The 24,739-nt window shown below is 69.3% G+C and carries 26 protein-coding genes and 4 tRNA genes; 7 read left to right on the top strand and 23 right to left on the bottom strand.

Annotation, left to right across the window (positions count from 1 at the left end):
• Positions 1–76: 76 nt before the first annotated feature.
• The 10 genes from rpoB to ACIBU0_RS20620 all read right to left on the bottom strand — a co-directional run bounded on the left by rpoB (position 77) and on the right by ACIBU0_RS20620 (position 10,103).
• On the bottom strand, positions 77–3,562 hold the full coding sequence (gene rpoB, locus ACIBU0_RS20665) for a DNA-directed RNA polymerase subunit beta (RefSeq protein WP_398820204.1): 3,486 nt from the start codon (positions 3,560–3,562) through the stop codon (positions 77–79).
• A 563-nt stretch (positions 3,563–4,125) separates the two neighbouring features.
• Positions 4,126–4,515, bottom strand: a complete 390-nt coding sequence (rplL, locus tag ACIBU0_RS20660) for a 50S ribosomal protein L7/L12 (RefSeq protein ID WP_361196762.1) — start codon at positions 4,513–4,515, stop codon at positions 4,126–4,128.
• A gap of 114 nt (positions 4,516–4,629) precedes the next feature.
• Positions 4,630–5,160: a 50S ribosomal protein L10 gene (rplJ, locus tag ACIBU0_RS20655; protein WP_398820201.1), complete on the bottom strand. Its 531-nt coding sequence runs from the start codon at positions 5,158–5,160 to the stop codon at positions 4,630–4,632.
• Between the two features lie 290 nt (positions 5,161–5,450).
• Entirely contained in the window at positions 5,451–6,251 is an 801-nt protein-coding gene (locus tag ACIBU0_RS20650) for a hypothetical protein (RefSeq protein WP_398820199.1), read from the bottom strand.
• Positions 6,252–6,373: 122 nt separating this feature from the next.
• On the bottom strand, positions 6,374–7,174 hold the full coding sequence (locus tag ACIBU0_RS20645) for a hypothetical protein (RefSeq protein ID WP_398820196.1): 801 nt from the start codon (positions 7,172–7,174) through the stop codon (positions 6,374–6,376).
• 128 nt (positions 7,175–7,302) lie between these two features.
• A complete protein-coding gene (gene rplA, locus ACIBU0_RS20640) occupies positions 7,303–8,028 on the bottom strand; it encodes a 50S ribosomal protein L1 (protein ID WP_398820193.1) in 726 nt (241 codons plus the stop codon).
• 101 nt (positions 8,029–8,129) lie between these two features.
• Positions 8,130–8,564 carry a 50S ribosomal protein L11 gene (rplK, locus tag ACIBU0_RS20635; RefSeq protein ID WP_028805116.1) on the bottom strand — a complete coding sequence of 145 codons (435 nt, stop codon included), beginning with the start codon at positions 8,562–8,564 and terminating at the stop codon, positions 8,130–8,132.
• A 168-nt stretch (positions 8,565–8,732) separates the two neighbouring features.
• Positions 8,733–9,554, bottom strand: a complete 822-nt coding sequence (nusG, locus tag ACIBU0_RS20630) for a transcription termination/antitermination protein NusG (RefSeq protein WP_398820190.1) — start codon at positions 9,552–9,554, stop codon at positions 8,733–8,735.
• A gap of 80 nt (positions 9,555–9,634) precedes the next feature.
• A complete protein-coding gene (gene secE / locus ACIBU0_RS20625) occupies positions 9,635–9,922 on the bottom strand; it encodes a preprotein translocase subunit SecE (RefSeq protein ID WP_398820187.1) in 288 nt (95 codons plus the stop codon).
• 108 nt (positions 9,923–10,030) lie between these two features.
• Positions 10,031–10,103 (bottom strand) — tRNA-Trp (locus tag ACIBU0_RS20620).
• A 285-nt stretch (positions 10,104–10,388) separates the two neighbouring features.
• On the opposite strand from ACIBU0_RS20620, the gene ACIBU0_RS20615 reads away from it, so the two are divergent.
• Both ACIBU0_RS20615 and ACIBU0_RS20610 read left to right on the top strand, forming a co-directional pair.
• A complete protein-coding gene (locus tag ACIBU0_RS20615; RefSeq protein WP_398820185.1) occupies positions 10,389–11,615 on the top strand; it encodes a pyridoxal phosphate-dependent aminotransferase in 1,227 nt (408 codons plus the stop codon).
• A gap of 120 nt (positions 11,616–11,735) precedes the next feature.
• Positions 11,736–12,776 (top strand): adenosine deaminase, encoded by a 1,041-nt coding sequence (locus ACIBU0_RS20610; RefSeq protein ID WP_398820182.1) that lies wholly within the window; start codon positions 11,736–11,738, stop codon positions 12,774–12,776.
• On the opposite strand, the gene ACIBU0_RS20605 is transcribed toward ACIBU0_RS20610, so the two are convergent.
• From ACIBU0_RS20605 to ACIBU0_RS20560, 10 genes are all read right to left on the bottom strand, one after another.
• Positions 12,757–13,428 carry a hypothetical protein gene (locus ACIBU0_RS20605; RefSeq protein ID WP_398820179.1) on the bottom strand — a complete coding sequence of 224 codons (672 nt, stop codon included), beginning with the start codon at positions 13,426–13,428 and terminating at the stop codon, positions 12,757–12,759. The two genes, ACIBU0_RS20610 and ACIBU0_RS20605, sit on opposite strands and share 20 nt — an antisense overlap.
• Positions 13,429–13,554: 126 nt before the next feature.
• Positions 13,555–14,610: a UDP-N-acetylmuramate dehydrogenase gene (locus tag ACIBU0_RS20600; RefSeq protein WP_398820176.1), complete on the bottom strand. Its 1,056-nt coding sequence runs from the start codon at positions 14,608–14,610 to the stop codon at positions 13,555–13,557.
• Positions 14,611–14,696: 86 nt separating this feature from the next.
• Positions 14,697–15,077, bottom strand: a complete 381-nt coding sequence (locus tag ACIBU0_RS20595) for a DUF3291 domain-containing protein (RefSeq protein ID WP_398820173.1) — start codon at positions 15,075–15,077, stop codon at positions 14,697–14,699.
• 41 nt (positions 15,078–15,118) lie between these two features.
• Positions 15,119–16,561 (bottom strand): DHA2 family efflux MFS transporter permease subunit, encoded by a 1,443-nt coding sequence (locus tag ACIBU0_RS20590; RefSeq protein ID WP_398820171.1) that lies wholly within the window; start codon positions 16,559–16,561, stop codon positions 15,119–15,121.
• Between the two features lie 102 nt (positions 16,562–16,663).
• Positions 16,664–17,233 carry a TetR/AcrR family transcriptional regulator gene (locus tag ACIBU0_RS20585; protein ID WP_398820168.1) on the bottom strand — a complete coding sequence of 190 codons (570 nt, stop codon included), beginning with the start codon at positions 17,231–17,233 and terminating at the stop codon, positions 16,664–16,666.
• Between the two features lie 115 nt (positions 17,234–17,348).
• Positions 17,349–17,777 (bottom strand): MaoC family dehydratase, encoded by a 429-nt coding sequence (locus ACIBU0_RS20580; RefSeq protein ID WP_398820166.1) that lies wholly within the window; start codon positions 17,775–17,777, stop codon positions 17,349–17,351.
• Between the two features lie 5 nt (positions 17,778–17,782).
• Positions 17,783–18,256, bottom strand: a complete 474-nt coding sequence (locus ACIBU0_RS20575; RefSeq protein WP_398820164.1) for a MaoC family dehydratase N-terminal domain-containing protein — start codon at positions 18,254–18,256, stop codon at positions 17,783–17,785.
• A gap of 190 nt (positions 18,257–18,446) precedes the next feature.
• Complete coding sequence (gene rpmG / locus ACIBU0_RS20570) at positions 18,447–18,611, bottom strand: 50S ribosomal protein L33 (RefSeq protein ID WP_003948671.1); 165 nt, start codon at positions 18,609–18,611, stop codon at positions 18,447–18,449.
• 90 nt (positions 18,612–18,701) lie between these two features.
• Positions 18,702–18,774, bottom strand: a tRNA-Met gene (locus tag ACIBU0_RS20565).
• 46 nt (positions 18,775–18,820) lie between these two features.
• Positions 18,821–18,893, bottom strand: a tRNA-Thr gene (locus tag ACIBU0_RS20560).
• Positions 18,894–19,178: 285 nt separating this feature from the next.
• Here ACIBU0_RS20560 and ACIBU0_RS20555 point away from each other — a divergent pair.
• The 3 genes from ACIBU0_RS20555 (at position 19,179) to ACIBU0_RS20545 (ending at position 21,663) form a co-directional block, all read left to right on the top strand.
• Entirely contained in the window at positions 19,179–20,444 is a 1,266-nt protein-coding gene (locus tag ACIBU0_RS20555) for an amidohydrolase family protein (protein ID WP_398820162.1), read from the top strand.
• 176 nt (positions 20,445–20,620) lie between these two features.
• Entirely contained in the window at positions 20,621–21,277 is a 657-nt protein-coding gene (locus ACIBU0_RS20550) for an SDR family oxidoreductase (protein ID WP_398820160.1), read from the top strand.
• Positions 21,278–21,279: 2 nt separating this feature from the next.
• Entirely contained in the window at positions 21,280–21,663 is a 384-nt protein-coding gene (locus ACIBU0_RS20545; RefSeq protein ID WP_398820157.1) for a nuclear transport factor 2 family protein, read from the top strand.
• A 16-nt stretch (positions 21,664–21,679) separates the two neighbouring features.
• On the opposite strand, the gene ACIBU0_RS20540 is transcribed toward ACIBU0_RS20545, so the two are convergent.
• Positions 21,680–21,892 (bottom strand): hypothetical protein, encoded by a 213-nt coding sequence (locus ACIBU0_RS20540; RefSeq protein WP_398820154.1) that lies wholly within the window; start codon positions 21,890–21,892, stop codon positions 21,680–21,682.
• 88 nt (positions 21,893–21,980) lie between these two features.
• Positions 21,981–22,062, bottom strand: a tRNA-Tyr gene (locus tag ACIBU0_RS20535).
• A 224-nt stretch (positions 22,063–22,286) separates the two neighbouring features.
• Here ACIBU0_RS20535 and ACIBU0_RS20530 point away from each other — a divergent pair.
• A complete protein-coding gene (locus tag ACIBU0_RS20530) occupies positions 22,287–22,775 on the top strand; it encodes a YajQ family cyclic di-GMP-binding protein (RefSeq protein WP_398820151.1) in 489 nt (162 codons plus the stop codon).
• Positions 22,776–22,875: 100 nt separating this feature from the next.
• Here the strand turns inward: ACIBU0_RS20530 and ACIBU0_RS20525 are convergent, their stop codons facing one another.
• Positions 22,876–23,142, bottom strand: a complete 267-nt coding sequence (locus ACIBU0_RS20525) for a GlsB/YeaQ/YmgE family stress response membrane protein (protein ID WP_398820148.1) — start codon at positions 23,140–23,142, stop codon at positions 22,876–22,878.
• A 213-nt stretch (positions 23,143–23,355) separates the two neighbouring features.
• Between ACIBU0_RS20525 and ACIBU0_RS20520 the strand changes: the two genes are divergently transcribed.
• On the top strand, positions 23,356–24,624 hold the full coding sequence (locus tag ACIBU0_RS20520) for an APC family permease (RefSeq protein WP_398820145.1): 1,269 nt from the start codon (positions 23,356–23,358) through the stop codon (positions 24,622–24,624).
• Positions 24,625–24,739 lie beyond the last annotated feature (115 nt).

The following is a 24,739-nucleotide window of genomic DNA, read 5'->3' as shown; positions in this document are numbered from 1 at the left end:
GTCGTAAGTCTGTGGTCTGAAACGGGGGCCTGGGGGTCGGCGGGGCCCTGTGGGTGAGGGCCCCGCCGGACTCCCGTCAGACCTCTTCGACGCTGCTCGGCTCGCGCCGGGACAGGTCGATGCCGAGCTCCTCCGCAGCGCGGAAGACGTCCTCGTCGGTGTCACGCATCTCGATGGACATACCGTCGCTGGACAGCACCTCCACGTTCAGGCAGAGCGACTGCATCTCCTTGATGAGCACCTTGAAGGACTCGGGGATGCCGGGCTCGGGGATGTTCTCGCCCTTGACGATGGCCTCGTAGACCTTCACGCGGCCGGTGACGTCGTCGGACTTGATGGTCAGCAGCTCCTGGAGCGCGTACGCGGCGCCGTAGGCCTCGAGGGCCCACACCTCCATCTCACCGAAGCGCTGGCCACCGAACTGCGCCTTACCACCCAGCGGCTGCTGGGTGATCATCGAGTACGGACCGGTCGAGCGGGCGTGCAGCTTGTCGTCGACCAGGTGGTGCAGCTTCAGGATGTACATGTAGCCGACCGAGATCGGGTCCGGGAACGGCTCACCGCTACGGCCGTCGAACAGCCGCGCCTTACCGGTCGGGAGCACCATGCGCTCGCCGTCCCGGTTCGGAATGGTGTGCTGCAGCAGACCCGCGAGCTCGTCCTCGCGCGCACCGTCGAAGACGGGGGTCGCGACGTTCGTGCCCGGGTCGACCTGGTCGGCGCCGATCGCCTGGAGGCGCTGCGCCCACTCGTCCGCGAGGCCGGAGACGTCCCAGCCGCGGCTGGCGAGCCAGCCGAGGTGGATCTCCAGCACCTGTCCCGGGTTCATTCGGGACGGCACACCCAGCGGGTTGAGGATGATGTCGACCGGGGTGCCGTCCTCCAGGAACGGCATGTCCTCGATCGGCAGGATCTTGGAGATGACACCCTTGTTGCCGTGCCGGCCGGCGAGCTTGTCACCGTCGGTGATCTTGCGCTTCTGCGCCACGTACACGCGCACCAGCTGGTTCACACCGGGGGGAAGCTCGTCGCCCTCCTCGCGGTCGAAGACGCGGACGCCGATGACCTTGCCGGTCTCGCCGTGCGGCACCTTCAGCGAGGTGTCACGGACCTCACGGGCCTTCTCACCGAAGATCGCGCGCAGCAGGCGCTCCTCCGGCGTCAGCTCGGTCTCACCCTTGGGGGTCACCTTGCCGACGAGGATGTCACCGGCGATGACCTCGGCACCGATACGGATGATGCCGCGCTCGTCGAGGTCGGCGAGGACCTCCTCGGAGACGTTCGGGATGTCCCGGGTGATCTCCTCGGGGCCGAGCTTGGTGTCACGGGCGTCGACCTCGTGCTCCTCGATGTGGATCGAGGAGAGGACGTCGTCCTGCACGAGGCGCTGCGACAGGATGATCGCGTCCTCGTAGTTGTGACCCTCCCACGGCATGAACGCCACGAGCAGGTTCTTGCCCAGCGCCATCTCACCGTTCTCGGTGGCCGGACCGTCGGCGAGGACCTGGCCCTCGATGATTCGGTCGCCCTCGTGGACGATGACCTTCTGGTTGACCGAGGTGCCCTGGTTGGAGCGGGCGAACTTGGCCAGGCGGTACGTGATGTACGTGCCGTCGTCGTTGGCCGTGGTGATGTAGTCCGCGGAGACCTCCTGGACCACACCGGCCTTCTCGGCCTTGACGACGTCGCCGGCGTCGACGGCGGAGCGGTACTCCATGCCGGTGCCGACGAGCGGGGCCTCCGCCTTGATGAGCGGAACGGCCTGGCGCATCATGTTCGCGCCCATGAGAGCACGGTTGGCGTCGTCGTGCTCGAGGAAGGGGATCATGGCGGTCGCGACCGACACCATCTGGCGCGGCGAGACGTCCATGTAGTCCACGTCCTCGGGGCCGACGTAGTCGACCTCGCCGCCACGACGGCGGACGAGCACGCGGGCCTCGGCGAAGCGCATGTCGTCGCCCAGCGTGGCGTTGGCCTGCGCGATGACGAAGCGGTCCTCTTCGTCGGCGGTCAGGTAGTCGACCTCGTCGGTGACCTGGCCCTCGACGACCTTGCGGTACGGGGTCTCGACGAAACCGAACGCGTTGACCCGGCCGTACGAGGCGAGCGAGCCGATCAGACCGATGTTCGGGCCTTCAGGGGTCTCGATCGGACACATACGTCCGTAGTGGGACGGGTGCACGTCACGGACCTCGAAGCCGGCCCGCTCACGGGAGAGACCACCCGGGCCAAGAGCCGACAGACGGCGCTTGTGGGTGAGACCCGACAGCGGGTTGTTCTGGTCCATGAACTGCGACAGCTGGCTGGTGCCGAAGAACTCCTTGATGGAGGCGACGACCGGCCGGATGTTGATCAGGGTCTGCGGCGTGATCGCCTCGACGTCCTGGGTCGTCATCCGCTCACGGACGACGCGCTCCATACGAGCCAGACCCGTGCGGACCTGGTTCTGGATGAGCTCGCCGACGCTGCGCAGACGACGGTTGCCGAAGTGGTCGATGTCGTCGGTCTCGACGACGATGCTCTGACCGCTGTCGCCGACCGTCTCGGTCTCGCCCGCGTGCAGCTTCACCAGGTACTTGATCGTCGAGATGATGTCCTCGACGGTCAGGATGCCCGCGTCGAGCGGAGCGTCCGCACCCAGCTTCTTGTTGACCTTGTAGCGGCCGACCTTGGCGAGGTCGTAACGCTTGGGGTTGAAGTACAGGTTCTCCAGGAGCGTCTGCGCGGCCTCACGCGTGGGGGGCTCGCCCGGACGCAGCTTGCGGTAGATGTCGAGCAGCGCGTCGTCCTGGCCCTGGGTGTGGTCCTTCTCCAGGGTGGCGCGCATCGACTCGTAGTCGCCGAACTCCTCGAGGATCTGCTCGGTCGTCCAGCCGAGCGCCTTGAGCAGGACGGTGACGGACTGCTTGCGCTTGCGGTCGATACGCACACCGACCATGTCGCGCTTGTCGATCTCCATCTCCAGCCAGGCACCCCGGGACGGGATGATCTTGGCCGAGAAGATGTCCTTGTCGGACGTCTTGTCGATGGTGGAGTCGAAGTAGACACCGGGCGAACGGACAAGCTGCGACACCACGACACGCTCGGTGCCGTTGATGACGAACGTGCCCTTGTTCGTCATGAGCGGGAAGTCGCCCATGAAGACCGTCTGGGACTTGATCTCGCCGGTCTCGTTGTTCGTGAACTCGGCCGTGACGAAGAGCGGGGCGGCGTACGTGAAGTCGCGCTCCTTGCACTCGTCGATGCTGTTCTTCGGCGGCTCGAAGCGGTGGTCGCGGAACGTCAGCGACATCGACCCGGAGAAGTCCTCGATCGGGGAGATCTCCTCGAAGATCTCCTCGAGGCCGGACTTGGTGGGGACGTCCTGACCGGACTCCAGAGCCTCCTCGACCCGACTCTGCCAGGCGGTGTTCCCGAGCAGCCAGTCAAAGCTCTCGGTCTGCAGCGCGAGCAGGTTGGGAACCTCGAGAGGCTCCTTGATCTTTGCAAAGGAGATGCGCAGCGGGGCGGTGCTGGCGCCGTTGTTCGTATTCGCGGTCGAGGCAGTGCGCGAGGCGGCCAAGAGGGGGTCCTTCCGAGGGCTCGGACTCACTACGCGCGTACCGGCCCCTCACCAGGGCACAGAGACAGGCGTTTCCTTCTCCGGCCAAAGAATGGCCAGCTCAGGGACGGTCCGGTCATCGGTGCTCAAGCGAGGGCATGCCCCTGGTGACGGGCAGGGGACAGCTAACAGGCAGCGCAAAGGGTCAGTGTAGCCACTTGGCACACTGATGTCCAGTGCGGGTTTTTCGCGACCCTCGTTGTTCTCAACGCCCTCGGCATGCCTGCCCTCAATGCACGTTGATACTGCCCTCTTCGTCGCCGATCCATGCCTCGGATTCGGATCCTTGTGACGACGCGTCCTGAGAATTGCGCGCTGCGTGCGGTTCGTCAAGGCCCCCACGCCCGAACCCGGGGCCGACCAGGGACACGACGAAGATCACCATACCCCCCACCGAACGGGGCGCAAGGCAACCGTGGCCGCGCCCCCAGGAACGCCGAAGAGCGACCACCCGAATGGATGATCGCTCTTCGGTGCGTTCGCGTTACAGCCCTACAGGGCCGTCACAGGCGTTCGCGAAGGTCTTACTTGACCTCGACGGAGGCGCCGGCGCCCTCGAGGGACTCCTTGGCCTTGTCCGCGGCCTCCTTGTTGACCTTCTCCAGAACCGGCTTCGGCGCACCGTCGACCAGGTCCTTGGCCTCCTTCAGGCCCAGGGAGGTCAGCTCACGCACGACCTTGATGACCTGGATCTTCTTGTCGCCGGCACCGGTGAGGATGACGTCGAACTCGTCCTTCTCCTCGGCGGCCTCGGCGGCGGCGCCACCAGCGGCACCACCGGCGACGACGACCGGCGCGGCAGCGGCGGCGGTGACGTCGAACTTGTCCTCGAAGGCCTTCACGAACTCGGAGAGCTCGATGAGGGTCATCTCCTCGAACTGCGCGAGCAGGTCTTCCTGGCTGAGCTTCGCCATGATGGCGGTCCTTCCACTAAATCGGCAGGTGCCGGATGTACTGGGTGAGGCGGGCGTACGTCGGCCCGCTGTGGCCTCCGCGTTCAGGCAGCGGGGGCCAGTGTGCGAGCCGAGTTACTCGGCACCGCCCTGCTCGTCCTGCTTGGCGCGCAGCGCGTCCACGGTGCGGACGAGCTTCGACGGCAGCGCCTGGAAGACGGAGGCAGCCTGGGACTGCTTCGCCTTGAAGGCACCGGCCAGCTTGGAGAGCAGAACCTCGCGGGACTCGAGGTCCGCAAGCTTCTTGATCTCGTCGGCGGAGAGGGCCTTGCCCTCGAGGACACCGCCCTTGATGACGAGATTCGGGTTGTCCTTGGCGAAGTCACGGAGACCCTTCGCCGACTCCACCGGGTCACCGGTGACGAAGGCGACAGCCGTCGGACCGTTGAACAGGTCGTCCAGCGTCGAGATCCCGGCCTCGTTGGCCGCAATCTTGGTCAGCGTGTTCTTCACCACGGCGTACTGGGCGTTCTCACCGAGCGAACGACGCAGCGTCTTGAGCTGCGCCACGGTGAGACCGCGGTACTCGGTCAGCACGGCAGCGTTGGAGTTGCGGAACTGCTCCGTCAACTCGGCCACTGCGGCAGCCTTGTCGGGCCTCGCCATAGAGCCTCGGCCTCCTTCCGGGTGATTCTGACCGCGCGGACCCGAAGGAGGACTGGGGAAAACGAAACGCCCCGGCGCAGGCGCACGGGGCGGACTCGACCGGCCGCACGCGCGGGGACGCACGTACTCCGGGAGCTCTTCCACTGTCACCTGCGCGGGTCGTCCGCAGTTCAGCGGATCCTTCGGCCACCGCACCCTCTTGCGAGCGCGCGGCAACGACCAGCGGTCTTTGGCTTCTGTAGGAGAGTACGGGACGGAATCGCCGTCAGGCAAATCGGCCCTTACGGCCCTCAGCGCCCGTTCGTCTTCAACGGCTTCCGCATGTCCGCGGTGTCGTCGGCGCGGGGTGCCGGGATGGTCACCGGCTTCCCGTACTCGAGGAACGTGAAGGTGAGGTCGAGCGCTCCCTTGCGGCCGAAGCCCTGGGTGCGGAGCCGCTTGACCCGGTCGTCACCGTCGACCCACACGTCCAGGGTGAGCTCGTCCACACCGAGCTTCTCGTACTGGTCGAGGCTGCGCTCGCGCCCCTGTCGGGCCGCCTTGTCGTCGGTCGCCTCAAGAGAGGCTCGGAGCTCGTCGATGGCGGCCGTGCCCGCGTAATGGGTGGCGTCGGTCCCGTCGATCTTCTCGCCGCCGATCCGCTTCACGTCCTGCGCTCCGGCCAGGAAGGCGGCTTCCCGGGCCGGGTTGCGGCCGACCTGGTCGCGCAGGCCTGCGACGTCCATGCGCAGACCGCTGTCCGTGGTGAACTTGGCAGCCCGGCCATAGCTGATCCAGTGCCTGCCGCCCATCTTCTGGACCATGTCGCCGGGCGCGCTCTCGTACAGCACCCCGTCGACCAGGCGCAGCTCGGTCTCGCCCCGTTCCTCGCCGCTCAGGTTGGCCGTCCTGAGCCGGGCCACCGCCGGCTCGGTGCGGACGGTCCCCTCCTCCGCTATCCGCCCTCGCTCCGGGAACGAGCCGGTCACCCGGTAACGCAGGGACGTGACGGCCTCGGTCTTCTCCGCGGCCCGCGCCACGGCCCCGGCAGCCGGCGAGTCCGCGGACCGCTCCCCGCTGGCGCCCGCCCCGCAACCTGCGAGAAGCAGCACAGCGGCAGGTACAACGGCACGTACGGCGGCACGTGCGGAAAGCCTCATCGATTCCCCCCAAGGAACACATGACCGGTGCGTGGTCGGCGCACAGCAAGCTCGGGAGCCTAACCCAGGCACCGTCACCCTTGCTTCTTCAGCAGCTCCTTCAGGTCCGCGGTATCCCCGGCCGGAGGCTTGCGGACCTCGGCCCTCACCCCGTAGTCGCTGTAGTACGCGGTCTGGGTCAGCGGCCCCGTGGCCGTCCGGCCCTTCTCGACCTTCTTGATCAGCAGATCCCGGTCGTCGACCCATATGTCGACGGTCTGCTCGGGGGCGCCTTCCCCATACACCGTGCCGGAGTAGTGCGAGGCACGCTTGCCGCTCACCGTCTCCTCGCCGACCTTGCGTACATCCGTGGAGGACAGCAGCAGCTTCACCGACGTGTGCGGCGCGGTGCCGCGCATCTGGTCCGCGAGGTCCGCTCCGGAACTGCCGGCAAGGTGCTCCAGGTCGTCGTAGGCGTACTTGATCCAGTGCTTGCCGTCGGTCTTCTCGGCGAACGCCTCGCCCATGCGCGCGTAGTAGGCATCGGGGAGATAGCGGGCCTCCATCGACGTCGTGCCGAGCCGGCGCATCGTCTCGGCCGTCGAGCCGCCGGTGTACGTGATCGTCAGGGTGCCGGTGAGGCCGTCGCTCCAGGCGAGGGTCCCGTGGGCCTTCATGGAGAGCGTCGAGCCGATGCTGGTCGTGGACTTCACTCGGGCGGACTGTGCCTGGCCGGTGGACCGCTCGACGGTGCGCAGGGCGGCGGTGACGGCGCGGGAGGGCCCGGCGCGGCCCTGCTCCTCGGGGCGGGGGGAGGAAGTACAGGCGGCGAGAGCCGTCAGGGCGGTCGGCAGCGCGATCCAGAACGCCGACCGGCGCGCCTTCGTGCTCGTCATTCGTCCCCCTGAGCAGATCCCGTGAATGCACGTTAACCCAGCGCACTGACAAAAGGGTCCGGACAAGGGAACGGGCCCCGCACCGGGAAGGGTGCGGGGCCCGTCTACGAGCCTGGTGAGCCGATGGCTCAGACCGCGGCCGGGTCCTCCTCGACGAGGAGGTTGCGGGTGCGGTTCGGGTCGACCGGAATGCCGGGGCCCATCGTGGTGGTGATGGCGGCCTTCTTGATGTAGCGACCCTTGGCGGCGGACGGCTTCAGACGGAGGATCTCCTCCAGCGCGGCGCCGTAGTTCTCCACCAGCTTGCTGTCGTCGAACGACGTCTTGCCGATGATGAAGTGCAGGTTCGAGTGCTTGTCGACGCGGAACTCGATCTTGCCGCCCTTGATGTCGGTGACGGCCTTGGCGACGTCGGGGGTGACGGTGCCGGTCTTCGGGTTCGGCATCAGACCACGCGGGCCGAGGACGCGGCCGAGGCGGCCGACCTTGCCCATGAGGTCCGGGGTGGCGACGACGGCGTCGAAGTCCAGGCGGCCCTTCGAGACCTCGTCGATCAGCTCGTCGGCACCGACGATGTCGGCGCCCGCGGCACGCGCGGCCTCGGCACGGTCACCGGTCGCGAAGACCAGGACCCGGGCGGTCTTACCGGTGCCGTGCGGAAGGTTCACGGTGCCACGGACCATCTGGTCGGCCTTACGCGGGTCGACACCCAGACGGAAGGCGACCTCGACGGTGCCGTCGAACTTGGTCGTGGACGTCTCCTTGGCGAGACGGACGGCCTCGAGCGGGGCGTAGAGCTTCTCCCGGTCGACCTTGGCGTCCGCAGCGCGGAGAGACTTGCTGCGCTTGCTCACTACTGCTCCTGTGTGTTCTGAGGAGTCGTGGTGCGGGCCGAGCAGGCCCTGCCACGTGCGGCCGAAGCCGCGTTTCTACGAAGGTGCTACGGGGCTGGGGATCAGCCCTCGACCGTGATGCCCATGGAACGGGCGGTGCCGGCGATGATCTTCGCGGCGGCGTCCAGGTCGTTGGCGTTGAGGTCGGGCATCTTGGTGGTGGCGATCTCGCGGACCTGCGCCTCGGTGATCTTGGCGACCTTGGTCTTGTGCGGCTCGCCGGAGCCCTTCTCCACGCCCGCGGCCTTGAGGATCATCTTGGCGGCCGGGGGGGTCTTGGTGATGAAGGTGAAGGAACGGTCCTCGTAGACCGTGATCTCCACCGGGATGACCCAACCGCGCTGCGACTCGGTCGCGGCGTTGTAGGCCTTGCAGAACTCCATGATGTTGACGCCGTGCTGACCCAGCGCGGGGCCGACCGGCGGGGCCGGGTTGGCGGCACCGGCCTGGATCTGGAGCTTGATGAGCCCCGTGACCTTCTTCTTCTTGGGAGGCATTACTCTCCGGGTCCTTTCGATTGAGGCGTGCCCCCGCCCGGGTCGCGTCCCGGATGAAGGCATACCGCACAACGATAACGGGTATAGATGCGCGGCTAAAAACCGAGCAGGTCAGACAGGCTGTGAGGGCCCGGCTGACCTGCGCGGAAGCAGTACGTCCAGAAGGTGTCAGTTCTTCTGGATCTGGTCGAAGGAGAGCTCGACCGGCGTCTCGCGGCCGAAGATCTCCACCAGACCCTTGACCTTCTTCGAGTCGGGGTTGATCTCGTTGATGGTGGCCTGCAGCGTGGCGAACGGGCCGTCGGTGACGGTGACCGAGTCTCCGACCTCGAAGTCCAGCACCTGGACCTCGACCTTGCGCTGCGGAGCCGGCTTGCCCTCGGCCTCGGCGGCCTCGCGAGCGGCCTTCTCCTCGGCCTCCGGGGCGAGCATCTTGACGATCTCGTCCAGGGTCAGGGGGTAGGGGTCGTAGGCGTTGCCCACGAAGCCGGTGACGCCGGGGGTGTTGCGGACGACGCCCCAGGACTCGTTCGTGAGGTCCATGCGGACCAGGACGTAACCCGGCAACTTGTTCTGCTTGATCGTCTTGCGGTCGCCGTTCTTGATCTGGACGACCTCTTCCTGCGGCACCTCGGCCTGGAAGATGTAGTCCTCGACGTTCAGCGAGACGGCGCGCTGCTCCAGGTTGGTCTTCACGCGGTTCTCGTAACCGGCGTAGGTGTGGATGACGTACCACTCGCCGGGCAGCGTGCGAAGCTCCTCGCGCAGCGCGGCGACGGGGTCGACGGGCTCGGCCTCCTCCTCGGCGGCCTCGTCCTCGTCCTCCTCGTGCAGCGCGGCTTCCTCGGCGGGCTCGCCCGCCTCGGCGTCGGCAGCCTCGACCTCGTCCAGGTCCTCGTCCGCGCCCTCGACGATGTCGAGCTCGTCTTCCACGGACTCGGCACCCTGCCCGCTTGGCTCGACGGCGTCGTTCAGGTTCTGGTCAGACACGGTGGCTGCTTCTTCCTGGATACATAGGGGTGGAACATGCGAAAGGGGCGCCGGTAACCACGGCGCCCTTCGCTCTTGGCTCAGCCGAAGACGTACTTGGCGGCGTTGTCGAGCCCATAGTCAATCACGGTCACCAGGCCGATCATGAGGACGACGAAGATGATCACCACAGTGGTGTACGTCGTCAGCTGGTTCCGCGTCGGCCAGACGACCTTGCGGAGCTCCGCGATGATCTGGCGGTAGAAGAGCGCGAGGCGCTTCAGCGGGCCCTTCTTGGCTCGCTTGCCGCCCTTCCGGGTCTTCTTCTTGGACTCCGGCGCCTCGTCCTGGGCATCAGGCATGTCGATGGAGCCCACGGCGTCCGTCACTCGTCCTCACCTGATTCCGGGTCGTGGCCGTGCCGCGCCCGGTCTGAGCCGCACGGCGGTGCATTGCTGTACGTACATGCGCACACATCCTGGCGAAGGTGTGTGTAGCAGGGCCGGAGGGACTTGAACCCCCAACCGCCGGTTTTGGAGACCGGTGCTCTACCAATTGAGCTACGACCCTTTGGTGATGTCCCCCAACGTACCGCATCCGACCGAGTGCTCGTTGTGCACCGTGCGAGTGCGGCCTGCTGAAGGCCAACGAGGTGAGAGTGTACGTGGTCCCGGGCGCCTCGTCGAACAGAAAGTGCCCGATGGGGGCTTGAGCGGCGGAAGATCGCCCGGGGATCGGCCGTGTGACAACGCAAGATCGACCTGGCCGCGGGCCTGTCCGTACGGATGTTCAGCCGATGTTCAGTCTGTGAAACCCGCGTGCCGCCCGCGTTTCCGGTCTGAAACCATGGGCCCCATGAGCGCTGCAACCCCTCCCACCGAGCGCCGGGTCTCCGCCCGAGTCGGCGCGATCTCCGAGTCCGCCACCCTCGCCGTGGACGCCAAGGCCAAGGCCCTCAAGGCCGCCGGGCGTCCGGTGATCGGCTTCGGCGCCGGTGAGCCCGACTTCCCGACTCCGGACTACATCGTCGAGGCCGCGATCGAGGCCTGCAAGAACCCCAAGTACCACCGCTACACGCCGGCCGGCGGTCTGCCCGAGCTGAAGGCCGCGATCGCCCAGAAGACGCTGCGCGACTCCGGCTACGAGCCCGACGTCTCGCAGATCCTGGTCACCAACGGCGGCAAGCAGGCCATCTACGAGGCCTTCGCCGCGATCCTGGACCCGGGCGACGAGGTCATCGTCCCGGCCCCGTACTGGACGACGTACCCGGAGTCGATCCGTCTCGCGGGCGGTGTCCCGGTCGAGGTCGTCGCCGACGAGACGACCGGCTACCGCGTCTCGGTCGAGCAGCTGGAGGCGGCCCGTACGGAGAAGACGAAGGTCGTCCTCTTCGTGTCGCCGTCCAACCCGACCGGCGCGGTCTACAGCGAGGCCGAGACCGAGGCGATCGGCCGCTGGGCGGTGGAGCACGGGCTGTGGGTGCTGACCGACGAGATCTACGAGCACCTGGTGTACGGCGACGCTGTCTCCGTGTCCCTGCCGGCCCTGCTGCCCGAGCTGCGCGACAAGTGCATCGTGGTCAACGGCGTCGCCAAGACGTACGCCATGACGGGCTGGCGCGTGGGCTGGATCATCGGCCCGAAGGACGTCGTGAAGGCCGCGACCAACCTCCAGTCGCACGCCACGTCGAACGTCTCCAACGTGGCCCAGGTGGCCGCGCTCGCCGCCGTCTCCGGTGACCTGGACGCGGTCGCGAAGATGCGCGAGGCCTTCGACCGCCGCCGCAAGACGATCGTGCGGATGCTCAACGAGATCGACGGCGTGGTCTGCCCGGAGCCCGAGGGCGCCTTCTACGCCTACCCGTCGGTGAAGGCCCTGCTGGGCAAGGAGGTCCGCGGCAAGCGCCCGCAGAGCAGCGTCGAGCTGGCCGAGCTGATCCTGGAGGAGGCCGAGGTCGCGGTCGTCCCGGGCGAGGCCTTCGGCACGCCGGGCTATCTGCGGCTGTCGTACGCGCTGGGTGACGAGGACCTCGTCGAGGGCGTGAGCCGGATCCAGAAGCTGCTGGCGGAGGCGCGGGACTGAGGCGCCTTCCAGGGGACCACCCAGGAACGTTCCTGGGTGGTCCCCTGTCGTTTGTGCGAGCAAGACCACGTTCGGGGAAAGAGCTACCGGGACGACGGACACGTACGGCAGGATCCTGGAATGGAGCGTGTACGTGATGTCTCTGAGCTGCCGAAAGCCCATCTGCACCTGCACTTCACCGGCTCGATGCGGCCGGGAACCCTGCTGGAACTGGCCGACAAGTACGGCGTGCGCCTGCCCGAGGCGCTGACCGACGCCCTGACCAGTGGAGAGCCGCCGAAGCTGCGGGCGACGGACGAGCGGGGCTGGTTCCGCTTCCAGCGCCTGTACGACGCGGCGCGCTCGTGCCTCAGGCGGCCGGAGGACATCCAGCGGCTGGTCAGGGAGGCCGCGGAGGAGGACATCAGGGACGGCTCCGGCTGGCTGGAGATCCAGGTCGACCCGACGTCGTACGCGCCCCGGCTGGGCGGTCTGATCCCGGCGCTGGAGATCATCCTGGACGCGGTGGAGACGGCATCGCGGGACACGGGGCTCGGGATGCGCGTCCTGGTCGCCGCGAACCGTATGAAGCACCCTCTGGAAGCCCGCACGCTGGCGCGGCTCGCCGTCCGGTACGCGGAGCGGGGTGTGGTCGGCTTCGGCTTGTCGAACGACGAGCGCCGGGGCATGGCGCGGGACTTCGACCGTGCCTTCCACATCGCCCGCGAGGGCGGCCTGCTGTCGGCCCCGCACGGCGGCGAGCTGACCGGCCCGTCCTCGGTCCGGGACTGCCTGGACGACCTGCACGCGCACCGGATCGGCCACGGGGTGCGGGCGGCCGAGGACCCGCGGCTGCTGAAGCGCCTCGCGGACCGGGGCGTGACGTGCGAGGTGTGTCCCGCTTCGAACGTCGCCCTCGGCGTCTACGAGAAGCCGGAGGACGTGCCGCTGCGGACGTTGTTCGAGGCGGGCGTCCCGATGGCCCTGGGCGCGGACGACCCGCTCCTGTTCGGCTCCCGCCTCGCCGCCCAGTACGACATCGCCCGCCGCCACCACGCCTTCACGGACGCGGAACTGGCGGAGCTGGCCCGGCAGTCGGTGCGGGGGTCGGCGGCGCCGGAGGACGTGCAGAGGAAGCTGCTGGCGGGGGTGGACGACTGGCTCAGCCGCCCGGCCGCTTGAAGTGGGCGTAGGGCGGATAGGGCTTGAAGCAGATCAGCACCTCGACGGGATGCCCGCCGCCGGGTGGCTGGATCAGTGCGGGGAGCGACGTCATCAGCGCCGAGCGCCCTTGGGCGACACCCTTCTGGTACGGCCCCCGGCCTGCCGCGTGGGCGAGGCCCGTGGCGGTCTCGGCGAAGACGTCCCGGCTGCCGAACAGGAAGAGCGTGCGGGCGTGGGTGGTGTGCCGCAGCTCGTCGCGGAAGTCGGCCCGGTGCGACCGGGTGCGCCAGGACGCGGCGTCCCGGGAGGTGCGCGCCTCGTCGGTTCGGACGGTCAGCGGTGTACCTTGCCGCAGTTTCCGGCGCAGGCCGGGCCATGTGCTGGGGCGCAGGCCGGACGTGTGGTGGGCCAGGACGAGGTCGACGGGCTCGCCCCAGCCCTCGTCGACCGGGATTCCGTCGCGCAGCGGCACGTGGACGATGGTGTGCCGGGAGTAGGCCGCGAAGGAGAACAGCGCCGCGAGCCGGTTCAGCCCGTCGTGGTCGCCCAGCAGCAGACCGATGGGGTCGGGGCCGCTCAGGGAAGTGTGGCGCAAGGGCTGCCAGGGCTGGACGACCCGCTGCTCGTACGGGCCGGTTCGGGGCCGGAACTCGCGCAGTCTCAGTCGCATGCGGGAGTTCTCGTGGGGATTCTCGTGGCCGGGTGGGTCATGCCCCCCAGCGTGACGATGACACCGGGCCGCGCACAACGGAGATTCGCTCGGCCGGTCAGGCCGGCGGGCATCACCGATCCGGCGCTACAGGCTGACGCCCACCGTGACCGGCTCGTTGACCAGCGTGATCCCGAAGGCCTTGCGGACGCCGGCCACGACCTCGCGGGCGAGAGCGAGCAGGTCCTCGGTGGTCGCTTCGCCGCGGTTGGTCAGGGCGAGGGTGTGCTTCGTGGAGATGCGGGCGGGGCCGGTGCCGTAGCCCTTGGTGAAGCCCGCCTTGTCGATCAGCCAGGCCGCGGAGGTCTTGGTGTGGCCGTCCCCCGCCGGGTACGCGGGCGGCTCCACGCCGTCGCCCAGGCGTTCGCGCACGCGCGCGTGGAACGCGGCGAACTGCTCGTCGGTGAGGATCGGGTTGGTGAAGAAGGACCCGGCCGACCAGGTGTCGTGGTCCTCGGGGTCCAGGACCATGCCCTTGCCGCTACGCAGCTTCAGGACGGTCTCGCGGGCGTCGGTCAGCGGGACGCGGTCGCCGGGTTCGACGCCCAGGGCACGGGCCGTCTCGGCGTACTTGATGGGCGCGGAGAGCCCGTCGGCGTCCTCCAGCCGGAAGCGGACGCGCAGGACGACATAGCGCTCGGGGTCGGCCTTGAAGCGGCTGTGGCGGTAGGAGAAGGCGCAGTCGGAGTTCGGGATGACGACGGTCTCGCCCGCGCGGCGGTCGTAGGCGATCACCTCGGTGATCGTCGAGGAGACCTCCTGGCCGTAGGCTCCGACGTTCTGGATCGGTGTGGCGCCTGCGGAGCCCGGGATACCGGCGAGGCACTCGATCCCGGCGAGCCCGGCCTCGACGGTGCGGGCGACGGCGTCCGTCCACACCTCGCCGGCGGCCAGTTCGAGGGTGGTGCCGTCCAGCTCGAAGCCCTTGGTGGCGATGACGAGGGCGGTGCCCGCGAAGCCCTTGTCCCCGATGACCAGGTTCGATCCGCCGCCGATGAGCAGCAGCGGGGTCCCGGCGGCATCGGCCTCACGCACGACGTCGATCACCTCGGCGTCGGTAGTCGCGGTGACCAGGCGGGTGGCGGGGCCGCCCAGTCGGAAGGTGGTGAGGGGGGCGAGGGGGGCGTCGTGGAGTACCTGCACGGGCTCAAGACTACGAGACGGCACTGACAGCCCCGGCACCCGTGCGGGGCGCCGGGGCCGACGCGCGTCCCACGCGCGCGTGCCGTTCAGGTGAGCCGACGCCGGGCCTGCGCCCAGTCGAGCGGCAGCTCGTCGCTCGACACCTGCCAGGTGGCGAACTTCGCGTCCCGCATCTGCGCCGACAGGTCCCGGGAGGTGGGGGCGTGGGTGCCCGAGCGCGCGAAGTCCTTGAGCGCGGCGGGCGACTCCCAGACGGACAGCGTCCAGAAGGTCCGCTTGAACGGCTCGGCCTTCAGGGTGGCCCCGTACGCTCCGGGCGCCCGGCTCACCTGCCGCCACACGCCCGGCGTACGGGCGAGGAAGCGGAGCGCCCCCCACAGGGTGCGGGTCTCGAAGCGGGAGGCGAAGACGTGCACCTCGGTGGCCGGCGGCACGGGGTTCGGCACGGTCCAGGGAAGGGTGGGCATGACTGCTCCTCTCGATCCAGGGGTTCGGGCTCCCGGCGGGGTCAGCGGGCGGCCGTCTCCAGAGAGCGCTCCGGCAGCTGCTCGACCGTGCTCACCGCCGCGCCGCCGCGCTTGCGGGCCGGGATGGTCAGCGCCGCGAGACCGGCGAGGGCCACCACCGCGGCGCCGGTGACCAGGGCGGGCCGCAGGCCGTCCACGAAGGTCCGACCGGTCTCGTAGCCGCCCTGCGCGGAGAAGATCGACGCCATGACGGCGATGCCGAGCGCGCCGCCGACCTCGCGCAGGGCGTTGTTGGCGCCCGAGGCGATGCCCTGTTCGGAGGCTCGGACGCTGGACATGACCAGGTTGGCCGCCGGCGCGAAGAACAGGGCCATGCCGACGCCGCTGATGATCAGTCCGGGCAGCTGGGCGGCGTAGGACACGTCGACGGTGACGACGGACGCCATGTAGGCGAGCCCGGCGGCCTGGAGGAACAGGCCGGTGGCGACGACGGGACGGCCGCCGATGCGGTCGGAGAGGATGCCGGCGACCGGCGCGACGAGCATCGGCATGCCGGTCCACGGCAGCATCCGCAGCCCCGCCTCGGTCGGTGAGTAGCCGAGCACGCCCTGCATGTACTGGCTGAGCAGGAAGATCGAGCCGAACATGCCGAGGAACATCAGCATGCTCGCGGCGTTGATCCCGGAGAAGGCCCGGGAGCGGAACAACCGCATCGGCAGCATCGGGTTCTTGGCGCGGGTGCTGTAGACGACGAAGCCGGCGAGCAGCGCGCCTCCGGCGAACAGACCGGTCAGCACCAGGGAGGCGGTCCAGCCGTCGGCGGGGCCGCGCACCAGGCCGTACACGATGCCGAAGAGACCGCCGCTGGCGAGCAGGGTGCCGGGGACGTCGAGCGGCGCGCCGGTGCCGTAGGACTCGGCGAGGCGCAGGCGGGCGAGCGGCAGCAGGGCGAGGCCGAGCGGGACGTTCAGCCAGAAGATCCACTGCCAGGAGATGTGCTCGGTGAGGCTGCCGCCGATGAGCGGTCCGGACGCGACGGCCAGCCCGTTGACGGCGCCCCAGATGCCGTACGCCATCCCGCGCTTGGCCACGGGCACGGCGGCCGTCAGCAGGGTCAGCGTCAGCGGCATCATGACCGCCGCGCCGACGCCCTGCACCGCGCGGGCGGCGATGAGTGAGTCGATGCCGGGCGCGAGGGCCGCCGCGGCGGACGCGCCGGTGAAGACCGTGATGCCGGCGAGGAAGAGCCTGCGGCGCCCGAAGCGGTCGCCGAGCGCCGCGCCGAACATCAGCAGGACGGCGAAGGTGAGTGTGTACGCGCTCACCGTCCACTCCAGGTCGTCCAGCGCTCCGCCCAGGTCCTTGCGGATGGAGGGCAGTGCGGTGGTGACGACGAGGTTGTCGAGGGCCGCCATGAATCCGGCGACGCTGGTGATGACGAGGGCCCAGGCGGCTCCCCCGCGCTGTGCGGTCTGCGATGACATCGCTCCCCCAGTGAGTTCGAGTTCGATACGCTCGGTGTTAGTTAGTGATTACTAAGTTTTGCGATCATGGAAAGCGGGCGTCGGCCTCGCGTTTCCTCAGCCCTAGTGCTCCAGCCGGCCCGTGGTCCGCGCGGACGGGTAGAGCCCCTCCCAGACCCGGTGCTCGGGCGGGAAGCCCATCGCGACCAGACAGTTGATGAGCATCCCGTGCGCCAGGAAGCTCGTCGTCCCGTCGACGTCGGCACCCAGCGGCAGATGGACGGTGTCCCACAGCCGCATCCAGCCGGCCCGCACGCTCTCGCCGAACTCGCGGTCGCCCTCCTGTTCGGCGGCCGCCGCGGCGACATAGATCTGCATCTGCATCAGCAGCCGCTCGGGCCGCTCGGCGATGACCTTGGTGTAGGCGTTCGCCATGGCATGCAGGGCCTCCTCGCCCTCCAGCCCCTTGGCGGCTTCGTCGAAGGTCCGGATGGTGTCCTCCACGCAGCGTTCCGCCGCCGCCAGGAAGATCGCCTTCTTGCCCGGGAAAAGCCGGAAGAGATACGGCTGCGAGACACCGACCCGCTTGGCGATCGCCTCGGTCGACGTGCCGTGATAGCCGCCACGGGCGAACTCGGTCGTCGCCGCGCGGATCACGCTCTCGCGCCTCTCTTCTGCACTCATCCTGGCCATGGGACATAAGTTAGTACTCAATCACTAACTAGGCAAGCGGTGCCGGCGGAAAAGTGTGTAAGGGGCGCCCCACCATGGAGGACGCCCCTTACCGCACGCCAAACGCGCGTGCCCGTCACGCCAGCTGTACGACCGCCCGCGACATCCCGAGCACCTTCTGCCCGGCACTCTTCACGGTCAGGTCCACGCGGACCTTGTTGTCGTCGAGCTTGGCCGCGACCTTGCCGTCGACCTCGATCGTGGCGCCCTGGTCGTCGTTCGGTACGACGACGGGCTTGGTGAAGCGGACGCCGTACTCGACGACGGCGCCCGGGTCGCCGGTCCAGTCGGTGACCACCCGGATCGCCTCGGCCATGGTGAACATGCCGTGCGCGATGACGTCCGGCAGCCCGACCTCCTTGGCGAACTTCTCGTTCCAGTGGATCGGGTTGAAGTCACCGGAGGCACCCGCGTACTGCACGAGCGTGGCGCGGGTCACGGGGAAGGTCCGGGTGGGCAGTTCGGTGCCGACCTCGACGTCGTCGTAGGCAATCTTCGCCGTCATCGGTCTCAGGCCTTCCCTTCCTCGGCGTCGGCGGAGTCGGCGGGGCGGGCCACCAGCTTGGTCCAGGCGGTCACCACGTGCTCGCCCGCCTCGTCGTGGACCTCGCCGCGGATGTCCAGGATCCCGTTGCCCGCCATGGTCTTGATCGCCTCGATGGTCGAGGTGACCGTCAGCCGGTCCCCGGCGCGCACCGGGCGGGTGTAGGCGAACTTCTGGTCGCCGTGCACCACGCGGCTGTAGTCCAGGCCCAGCTGGGGGTCCTGGATGACCTGTCCCGCGGCCTTGAAGGTGATCGCGAAGATGAAGGTCGGGGGGGCGATCACATCGGAGTGACCGAGCGCCTTGGCGGCCTCCGGGTCCGTGTACGCCGGGTTGCCGTCCCCCACCGCCTCCGCGAACTCACGGATCTTCTCCCGGCCCACCTCATAGGGCTCGGTGGGCGGGTAGCTCCGCCCCACGAAGGACTGGTCGAGCGCCATGGCTCGGCACCTCCTGCTGTCTACTGTGGTTGACCCTGCTGGTTCGCGTGGCCGATCTGCCGTGTGCGTGGCTGATCTGCCGTGTGCGTGGCTGATCTGCCTGGGCCGGCCGGAACCGACCGGTAACCGGGGCGAAAACGACGCGAGGCCGCCCCCCGACTGTGGGGGCGGCCTCGCGTACGAGCCTGATTTATCGCGTTTCGCGGTGCGCGGTGTGCGCGTTGCAACGCGGGCAGTGCTTCTTCATCTCAAGACGGTCCGGGTTGTTACGCCGGTTCTTCTTGGTGATGTAGTTCCGCTCCTTGCACTCCACGCAGGCCAGCGTGATCTTCGGGCGGACGTCGGTGGCAGCCACGTGAGTGCTCCTAAGACGAACGGATGGACTGATTTAACGCAAGAAAGAGTAGCCGATCGAAGGACCGACCCCGCAATCGGCTACTGTCAGTAGCGGTGACCGGACTTGAACCGGTGACACAGCGATTATGAGCCGCTTGCTCTACCGACTGAGCTACACCGCTGCGATGCGATCCGTTCCCGCCTCGCGACGGGAACCTCACACACCAGAGCCCCAATACGGAATCGAACCGTAGACCTTCTCCTTACCATGGAGACGCTCTGCCGACTGAGCTATTGGGGCGAGCGATGAAGACATTACACGCTCGGCTGCCGTTCACCCAAATCCGTTTCGCGGCACCTCCCTGCGGCCGATCGGCGGGCTGCACAGACACCTCGCAGGCCACTGCGGTACCGCGGCGGGGCTCCCGTTCGGCGGACCACACCGGTACGACTATTGCGCTCCTGCGCGCCAGGGCCGGATCGTCACCCTAGGCTCGTCTCACTCTGCGTGATCTTGCGTGCCCCCCGAAGTTCCCAGCACCGTCCCCCGCAGCCCCGATGCGCAGCCCCGAGCCTCTGGAACGCGATGCCCGACAGTCAGCCCCAGCCGCCCCACTCGTCGTCCTCGTCGGGCTCGTCCGGACCGGCCGACCCGTCCGCACTCCTGCTGTGCGGGGCGCGGCTCACCGACGGCCGGACCGTGGACGTACGTCTGGTCGGCGGACGCATCGAGGCGGTCGGTACGGCCGGAAGCCTGGCGGGGGACGGCACGCGCGCGTGCGGTACGCGCGTGGACCTCAGCGGCTATCTGCTCCTGCCGGCCCCGGCCGAACCGCACGCCCACGGCGACACCGCCCTCTCCGCGGACGCGGGCGGTCCGGTCTCGTACGACCCACCCGACGTCCAGCGCCGGGCCACCGAGGCCGCCCTGCTCCAGCTCGGGCACGGCGCGACCGCGCTACGGGCACACGTCCGCGTGGGCGACGTACAGGAGCTGAGCGCGCTCGCCGCCGTACTGCAGGCACGGCGTTCGCTGCGGGGGCTCACCGAGTTGACGACCGTGGCGATGCCCCGGCTGCTGACCGGCGTGGCCGGCGCCGACGGGCTCGCGATACTGCGGGACGCCCTGAAGATGGGCGCCTCGGTGGTGGGCGGCTGTCCCGACCTGGACCCGGATCCGACGGGTTACGTGGAGGCGGTCCTGGAGGTCGCCTCGGAGCACGGCTGTCCCGTCGACCTGCACACCGACGCCACCGACCCGGCCCGCCTGGCCCGCCTCGCCGCGATGGCCGGCGGGTTGCGTCCCGGCGTGACGCTCGGCCCGTGCGGCGGCCTGGGACGCCTGCCCGCCCAGGCGGCCTCCCGCACCGCGGACCAGCTCGCCGCGGCCGGGGTGACGGTCGTGTGCCTGCCGCAGGGCGGCTGCGGGGGCGTGGAACGACGGGCCACGGCGCCCGTACGACTGCTGCGCGCCGCCGGCGTACGCGTCGCGGCCGGAAGCGGCGCCCTGAGGGACGTATCGAACCCGGTGGGACGCGGGGACCCGCTGGAAGCCGCCTACCTGCTCTCCTCGCGGCACGGGCTGCGCCCCGAGGACGCCTACGACGCGGTGAGCGCGTCGGCGCGGTCGGTGCTGGGCCTGCCCGAGGTACGGGTGGAGGCGGGCTTCCCGGCCGAGTTGCTGGCGGTACGCGGGGAACGGCTGGCGGGGGCGCTGTCCCTCGCGTACAGCCGCATCGTGGTGCATCGGGGGCGCGTGGTGGCACGCACGAGCGCGGTGCGGGAGTACTGCAACTCGGCCGTGGCCGCGGAGTTGGGGTTGCCGCGGCAGGGGCGCGGGGAGTTGTCGTGAGCGGCCGGAGTGCGCCGGGGTGCGCTTGCGGCTCGTGCGCCCGGTGCCAGCACGTGGGTTGTGCGCCGGGGGATGCGCTCTGTGCACCACAGAGGCGTGGGCGGTGCGCTCGCGTGATGTGAGGCGTGGCTGAAGTCGTGCGGCGGATGCGTCCGTCCGGGCGTACGGTCGGAAACATGCGCATTGTCATCGCTGGTGGTCATGGTCAGATCGCGCTGCGGCTGGAGAGGCTGCTCGCCGCGCGCGGGGACGAGGTCGCGGGGATCATCCGCAAGGCCGAACAGAGCGCCGCCCTGCGGGAGGCCGGCGCCGAACCCGTCCTGCTGGACCTGGAGTCGGCCTCGGTCGAGGAGGTCGTGAGCCGGTTGCGGGGTGCTGACGCGGCGGTCTTCGCGGCCGGCGCGGGCCCCGGCAGCGGGTCGACCCGCAAGGACACGGTGGACAAGGGGGCGGCGGTCCTGTTCGCGGACGCGGCGGTCCAGGCGGGCGTACGGCGCTTCCTGGTGGTGTCGTCGATGGGCGCCGACCCGAACCACGAGGGCGACGAGGTCTTCGACGTCTACCTGCGCGCCAAGGGCGCCGCCGACGAGTACGTCCGCGGCCTGGACGCCCTCGACTGGACGATCCTGCGCCCCGGCATGCTGACGAACGACGCCGGAACCGGCCTGGTACGCCTGGAGGCACGCACCGGCCGCGGCCCCGTCCCACGCGACGACGTGGCCGCCGTTCTCGCGGAGTTGCTCGACACGTCGGCGACGGCCGGTCTGACGCTCGAACTGATCAGCGGATCGACTCCGGTGTCGGTGGCGGTGAAGTCGGTGGCGGGGAACTGACGTTGGGCACCGAGGGGGTTCCCGCCGCACAGGAGGCGCTGTTGCGGCGCATGTACGAGGTCTTCTCGACGGACGAGCGAGAGGCCTTCATGCAACGCTGCCTCGCGCCCGACGTGGACTGGCCGAACGTTCTGGACGGAGTCCGGCTGCACGGGCGCGGGGCGGTACGCGCGTACTGGGCACGGCAGTTCGCCGCCGGGCATCCTCTGGTACGGCTGGAGGGACTGCGTCCGGAGGAGGACGGCGAGGCGGTGGTGGCGACCGTACGGCCGGGGATGCGCGACGCGTCGGGCGACCGGTGGGCGGAGGAGACCGTCGAGCATGTGTACCGCTTCGACGGGGACGGGCTGGTGACGCGGATGGATGTGCGGACGGACGAGCCTTAGCTTCCCTTCGAGAACCTCAGAACAGCGGCAGCTGCCCGGGGAACTCGGGCACGACGTACCCGTCCAGGGCCGGCTGCGCGGCCCCCAGGTGCGCCTGCCGCCGGGATCCGGGGCACGACATGAGTTCCCCGTTCTCCCGCGCGCCGGGCGGGTCGTGCCGCGCGAACCGACCGGCGACGACGGCGATCTCACGACGGCACTCGGGGCAGCTTCTGCGAGGCGTGACCATGGGAGCAGTGTGCCCCGGGCGGGGCACTGGAACGCGAAAACCCCCTCCGATCCACGTTTCCGCAGATCGAAGGGGGTTTTCCCCAGTGTGGCGGCGCCAGGATTCGAACCTGGGAAGGCTGAGCCGGCAGATTTACAGTCTGCTCCCTTTGGCCGCTCGGGCACACCGCCGGGTTTGCTGCCGTTCGAACCGCTTTTCGGCGGTGCTCCGTGGCAACGACGTAAACAATACCCGATGCACAGGGGTGCTTCGCCACCCGATTGATCGCCTCCCGGGGGACGCCGGGTGGCTAGGCTTGTCCGGATGCGGTCCGGGTCTGCCCCGGGCTCGGCGGCCACCCCCACGCCCGCCGATACGCACCCCACACGCACCCCGATACAAGGAGCCACAGGACATGGCCGACTCCAGTTTCGACATCGTCTCGAAGGTCGAGCGGCAGGAGGTCGACAACGCCCTCAACCAGGCCGCCAAGGAGATCTCGCAGCGCTACGACTTCAAGGGCGTGGGTGCCTCGATCTCGTGGTCCGGTGAAAAGATCCTGATGGAGGCGAACTCCGAGGACCGGGTGAAGGCTGTCCTCGACGTCTTCCAGTCCAAGCTGATCAAGCGCGGGATCTCACTGAAGGCCCTGGACGCGGGCGAGCCCCAGCTCTCGGGCAAGGAGTACAAGATCTTCGCGTCGATCGAGGAGGGCATCTCCCAGGAGAACGCGAAGAAGGTGGCGAAGATCATTCGCGACGAGGGCCCCAAGGGCGTGAAGGCGCAGGTGCAGGGCGACGAGCTGCGGGTCAGCTCGAAGAGCCGGGACGACCTGCAGACCGTGATCGCCCTGCTGAAGGGCAAGGACTTCGACTTCGCGATTCAGTTCGTGAACTACCGGTGAGCCGCTGACTCACGGGCGGAGGAGGTACGAAGAAGGGTGGGCACCGACGGTGCCCACCCTTCTCGCCTGCTGGCTGCGGTCCGGGGAGTGTGCTCCTCGCTCAGTTGCGCGAGTGGCCGAAAAAGATGCGGTAGGCGATCAGGAGCACGAGGGAGCCGCCGATCGCGGCGGCCCACGTGGCGCCGTCGTAGAAGTCCTTGGTGATCGGGTGGTCCAGCCAGCGGGCCGAGATCCAGCCACCGATGAACGCGCCCGCGATGCCGATGATCGTCGTGCCGATGAAGCCGCCCGGGTCGCGCCCCGGCAGCAGGAACTTGGCGATGGCTCCGGCCAACAGCCCCAGGATGATCCAGCTGATGATGGTCATGCCCTGAACCTGCCCTTCCGCGCCGTGCTGTCACTGTCCGGTCTGTGTGGCTTCCGTGCGGACAGGTTGTGCGTGGCGCGATGTGCGTGTGCCTTGCACGCTGCGTGCCGCTCGGCAGTGAGACGGGCTCGTGGCGCGCTTGTTCGTGCCTTGTTGATGAACAGGACGTCACTGCGGCACCCCTCGGTTGCAACGATCAGTAGGGTTCCGAACATGACAGGCTCCAGTGCTCCTTCCGAGCTCCGACGCACCCTGGGCGTCGGCGACGCCGTGGTCATCGGGCTCGGTTCGATGGTGGGGGCCGGCATCTTCGCCGCCCTGGCGCCCGCCGCGCACGCGGCCGGATCCGGGCTGCTGCTCGGGCTCGCGGTCGCGGCCGTGGTCGCCTACTGCAATGCCACGTCGTCGGCACGACTGGCGGCGCTGTATCCGGCCTCGGGCGGCACGTATGTGTACGGCCGCGAGCGGCTCGGGGAGTTCTGGGGGTATCTCGCGGGCTGGTCGTTCGTGGTCGGCAAGACGGCCTCCTGCGCGGCGATGGCGCTCACCGTGGGCGCGTACGTCTGGCCGGGGCAGGCGCACGCGGTGGCGGTCGCGGCCGTGGTGGCGCTGACCGCGGTGAACTACGGCGGTGTCCAGAAGTCCGCCTGGCTGACCCGGGCGATCGTTGCCGTGGTCCTGGCTGTCCTCGCTTGTGTGGTGGTCGTGTGTCTGGGGTCCGGGGAGTCCGATGCCGGGCGCCTGGACGTCGGGGCCTCGGGCGGGGTCGGCGGGGTGCTGCAGGCGGCGGGGCTGCTGTTCTTCGCGTTCGCCGGGTACGCACGGATCGCGACCCTCGGTGAGGAGGTGCGGGATCCCGCGCGCACCATCCCCCGGGCGATTCCGCTTGCCCTGGGCATCGCGCTGGCGGTGTACGCGTGGGTGGCGGTGGCTGTCCTTTCCGTGCTGGGTGCGGAGGGTCTCGGGGATGCGGGCGCGCCGCTGGCCGACGCGGTGCGGGCAGCCGGGGTGCCGGGGCTGGCGCCGGTGGTGCGGGTGGGTGCGGCCGTCGCCGCGTTGGGTTCGCTGCTCGCCCTGATCCTGGGCGTCTCCCGGACGACGCTGGCCATGGCCCGCGACCGGCATCTGCCCGGCGCCCTGGCAGCCGTTCATCCGCGCTTCCAGGTGCCGCACCGGGCCGAGCTGGCCGTGGGTGCGGTGGTCGCGGTCCTGGCCGCCACGGTGGACGTGCGGGGCGCGATCGGGTTCTCCTCCTTCGGTGTGCTGGCGTACTACGCGGTGGCCAACGCGTCGGCCTGGACTCTCGACTCGAAGCCGACTGCGCGGGTCGTGCCGGCCGTGGGTCTCCTCGGGTGTGCGGTGCTGGCGTTCTCGCTTCCGGGGGTGTCGGTCGTCACCGGTGCTGGAGTGCTGGCGGTGGGGGTGGTCGCATACGGGGCGCGGCGGTGGGTGGTGGAGCGGTCGGGTGGCGGCGGGCGGTAGGCCGGGTTCGCGTCGGGGTTGCTTCTGAGGAACGGCGGGGCGGGCGCGTACGGCCGTCAAGGCCGGAGGCGTCTGGGCCTGGGGTCTCCTGGACGTGGGGGCGTCTCGGCCGGAG

The sequence above is a fragment of the Streptomyces sp. NPDC049627 genome, from assembly GCF_044465645.1.
In the GTDB taxonomy this organism is placed as follows: Bacteria; Actinomycetota; Actinomycetes; order Streptomycetales; family Streptomycetaceae; genus Streptomyces.
This window is presented reverse-complemented; position numbering and strand designations above follow the sequence as displayed.

Coding starts and splice junctions, on each gene's coding strand:
- rplL (WP_361196762.1), bottom strand. CDS start 4,515: ATGGCGAAGCTCAGCCAGGAAGACCTGCTCGCGCAGTTCGAGGAGATG.
- rplJ (WP_398820201.1), bottom strand. CDS start 5,160: ATGGCGAGGCCCGACAAGGCTGCCGCAGTGGCCGAGTTGACGGAGCAG.
- ACIBU0_RS20645 (WP_398820196.1), bottom strand. CDS start 7,174: ATGACGAGCACGAAGGCGCGCCGGTCGGCGTTCTGGATCGCGCTGCCG.
- rplK (WP_028805116.1), bottom strand. CDS start 8,564: ATGCCTCCCAAGAAGAAGAAGGTCACGGGGCTCATCAAGCTCCAGATC.
- ACIBU0_RS20615 (WP_398820185.1), top strand. CDS start 10,389: ATGAGCGCTGCAACCCCTCCCACCGAGCGCCGGGTCTCCGCCCGAGTC.
- ACIBU0_RS20610 (WP_398820182.1), top strand. CDS start 11,736: ATGGAGCGTGTACGTGATGTCTCTGAGCTGCCGAAAGCCCATCTGCAC.
- ACIBU0_RS20605 (WP_398820179.1), bottom strand. CDS start 13,428: ATGCGACTGAGACTGCGCGAGTTCCGGCCCCGAACCGGCCCGTACGAG.
- ACIBU0_RS20595 (WP_398820173.1), bottom strand. CDS start 15,077: ATGCCCACCCTTCCCTGGACCGTGCCGAACCCCGTGCCGCCGGCCACC.
- ACIBU0_RS20590 (WP_398820171.1), bottom strand. CDS start 16,561: ATGTCATCGCAGACCGCACAGCGCGGGGGAGCCGCCTGGGCCCTCGTC.
- ACIBU0_RS20585 (WP_398820168.1), bottom strand. CDS start 17,233: ATGGCCAGGATGAGTGCAGAAGAGAGGCGCGAGAGCGTGATCCGCGCG.
- ACIBU0_RS20580 (WP_398820166.1), bottom strand. CDS start 17,777: ATGACGGCGAAGATTGCCTACGACGACGTCGAGGTCGGCACCGAACTG.
- ACIBU0_RS20575 (WP_398820164.1), bottom strand. CDS start 18,256: ATGGCGCTCGACCAGTCCTTCGTGGGGCGGAGCTACCCGCCCACCGAG.
- ACIBU0_RS20555 (WP_398820162.1), top strand. CDS start 19,179: ATGCCCGACAGTCAGCCCCAGCCGCCCCACTCGTCGTCCTCGTCGGGC.
- ACIBU0_RS20550 (WP_398820160.1), top strand. CDS start 20,621: ATGCGCATTGTCATCGCTGGTGGTCATGGTCAGATCGCGCTGCGGCTG.
- ACIBU0_RS20540 (WP_398820154.1), bottom strand. CDS start 21,892: ATGGTCACGCCTCGCAGAAGCTGCCCCGAGTGCCGTCGTGAGATCGCC.
- ACIBU0_RS20530 (WP_398820151.1), top strand. CDS start 22,287: ATGGCCGACTCCAGTTTCGACATCGTCTCGAAGGTCGAGCGGCAGGAG.
- ACIBU0_RS20525 (WP_398820148.1), bottom strand. CDS start 23,142: ATGACCATCATCAGCTGGATCATCCTGGGGCTGTTGGCCGGAGCCATC.
- ACIBU0_RS20520 (WP_398820145.1), top strand. CDS start 23,356: ATGACAGGCTCCAGTGCTCCTTCCGAGCTCCGACGCACCCTGGGCGTC.